Source organism: Mesorhizobium sp. P3_A9 (genome assembly GCF_056402975.1).
The window spans coordinates 1-2,725 of record NZ_JBFUGJ010000545.1 but is presented as its reverse complement, the minus strand read 5'-3'; the positions used below and the strand labels follow the sequence as shown (position 1 = coordinate 2,725).

The following is a 2,725-nucleotide window of genomic DNA, read 5'->3' as shown; positions in this document are numbered from 1 at the left end:
TCCCCTTAAAACCCCCTTGCATCATGATCCTGCTTCAACCGAATACAAGGATATGCTAATATGCTCCAAATCCGAGTGGGCTTCGTCTTGCCGCATTGAGGCGCGCCTCGCCATTGAAAGAAAACTCGCCGGGCGAGGAACCCCAATCCCTCAATCCCGGCGAAGGTTTACTTCCTGATCCCCGCGATCAGGACCGATGGGAGGAACACCGGCAATATCTACAATGCAAAACCGGTGCCAGTATTTTTTGTCCCGAAACGAGACAGGGCTCACACGGTGCTGAACGGCGGCAAAGGCTGAACGCGCTTTGGGGGCTACAGAGGCGGTGAAACCAACCCCTCCGCCGCTCGTTGAGCCATGCTGGTTGATCCCAGCACTCCATGACTTGGCCCGCTGTTCTCCCTCAGAGTCGCGGGCTTTTTTGGGACATTCCGAGCGACCGGAGCTTTCGGTCCGTCCCTGTCGATCACTCCAAGCACGTCTCGATCGGAACAAAAGCCGGCCACTGCTTCCTCAGTGTGGCCGGCTTGTTTGGGATCGCGGTGATCAGAATCTGTAGTTCACACCGACGACAGCGGTATGTAACTGTATTTTGGCGATGACAGGGCTATCGGTCAGGTAGTCATCCGAACCCAAATCGAAATACTTGTATTCTGCCTTGGCTGTCCAATGCTGGTCAAAGGCGTATTCAGCGCCCAAGCCCACGGTCCAACCGGCTTTCGTTTTCTTTGTGTCGAACGTGGTGCCGCCAGCGTTACGGTCATAGATATCGATGGTCCCGTAACCCAATCCCCCGGTGCCATAAATCAGCAGATTGTCCATCGCCAGCCCGAGTCTGCCGCGAACGGAGCCGAGCATGCTTACCTTGGAACCGCAGGTAAAAGTCGCGTTTGGGCACGCCGTGGAGCCGTTGATGCCCGCTGCCGAGATGTCGGCTTCCACGCCGTAAACAATGTTGTCGGTTTGGAGGTTGTAGCCAACCTGCAAGCCGCCAAGACCGCCGCTACCGCTATGGTTGGCAGGATCGGGTGCGGGCAGGAAGTCAAAATCAACATGGTCCCATCCGCCACCAGCATGAACGCCGATATAGGCTCCCGACCAATTGTATGATGAAGCTGCCGGTAACTCGGCCACAGCGTCCGCCGCCATGGCGCCGGTCGCAAGCCCAGCAACCATGCTAGCTGCCAGAAGTATCGACTTCATGTTAAATCCCTCGCCAAATCAAAAACAAAATAACAGGCTGTAATCAGCAAACCTGCTCACGTTTGCGAGATACGAAACTTATTTTCTGTTGCCTTTTTGGCACAAGCGTCCGGCAGGACTTCGCCAATATCGACGAATATGAACTACTCGGCGGTCCCGCCGGTAAGAACGCCGCTAAACTTGGTCGTCAAAGCCGCGTTCGCCGATTTGCTCTCCGCATTGAGCGAGCTCCGATTGCCGCGACGCTCGTAACTCGTCTGACCGTGCCCGCCCTATACCCTCGACTGGCCAGGGGCTCTCGTGCCGGCGCCGAGCCGGAGCACTCTCCGGCGGACAGGGACGCCAGGGCGGTCACAGCGCCAGYGCCGCAGCGACCCGTTCCTGGAAATACTGCACTCCCCGCTCATGCCGCCCCGAGAGCGGGCCGGAGCTATAGGCCCCTGCGGCATAGTTTCGATGCGTATCGGCGCAGATGGTRTAGTCCTCGCGTACCACGGCCAGGGTGCCTTGCACAGATTTCGCCCTGCTCTCGGATGCTTCAGCAGAGGTGTCGGCAAAGAAGAAATGGTAGTGCTGGTCTGTGTGATGCGGTGAGGTCGGGTTGATTCGGCTAACGTTCATGCCGCCATCGAAAAGCGACAGCGTCCAGTTCGGCCACATCCAAAGCCATTTGCCGCGATAGAACAGGCCGTCTTTTGGCGGTGCGGTCATCCGGACATAACCGGGATGAGCGGTGGTCTGGAAAGCTTCGAAGTCGATGGCCGCGTAGAACGACGGATGCGTGCCAGGGATGTGGTAGCCCTCGACGAAGTTGTCGGTGTAGATCTTCCAGTTCGCCGCAAAGCTGACAGTGGCCTGATCGGTGGCGGCATAGGTCTCCAACGGCTCGTCCGCCAGTTCGGCGGGCAGAGAGCCAAGTTGATCCAGAAGACTTTCCTTCGGGTCGAGTGCCGCGAAGAGCAGCCCGCGCCATTCGGACAACTGCACCGTCTCCAGCGGCCAGTCCTCGGCGATGATTGCTGGATCCTTGCCATACCACGGGGCCTGCACCAGCCGTCCGGTGTCGGCGTAGGACCATTTGTGATAGGGACAAACGATCAGCCCACATTTGCCCGCGCCATCGGCCAGAAGTTTCGCCCCCCGGTGGCGGCACACGTTCTTAAATACGCGCAAGGTCCCGTCCCGGCCCCGGATGGCGAAGATCGGCGTGCCGGCGATGTCGATGGCAAGGTATTGACCGGACGTCGCGACCGAGCCGACAGGCCCCATGAACTGCCAGGTGTGCGCGAAGATGCTGCTCCGTTCCTGCTGCCAGACATCATCGCGGACATAAAACGACGGGTCCAAGTTCAGGTACTGCACGGGCGGAGTGTCGAGTGGCGGGTGGTCGGGTCGCAAGGTATCTGGCGTCATAGGCTAACCTCAAGTTGCGGCAATCCTGTCGTAAGCGGGGCGACATCGCAAGGCTTTGGCTTTGCTGCGCACAGCCTGTAAGCCGGTGTGCAATTTTGCTCTAACGCAG

The 2,725-nt window shown here is 58.7% G+C and carries 2 protein-coding genes; both read right to left on the bottom strand.

Annotated features, from left to right (window positions below):
* Positions 1-546: 546 nt before the first annotated feature.
* A complete protein-coding gene (locus tag AC1DX0_RS34225; RefSeq protein WP_477358773.1) occupies positions 547-1,203 on the bottom strand; it encodes an outer membrane protein in 657 nt (218 codons plus the stop codon).
* 351 nt (positions 1,204-1,554) lie between these two features.
* A complete protein-coding gene (locus AC1DX0_RS34220; RefSeq protein WP_477224674.1) occupies positions 1,555-2,616 on the bottom strand; it encodes an aromatic ring-hydroxylating oxygenase subunit alpha in 1,062 nt (353 codons plus the stop codon).
* Positions 2,617-2,725 lie beyond the last annotated feature (109 nt).

Coding starts and splice junctions, on each gene's coding strand:
- AC1DX0_RS34225 (WP_477358773.1), bottom strand. CDS start 1,203: ATGAAGTCGATACTTCTGGCAGCTAGCATGGTTGCTGGGCTTGCGACC.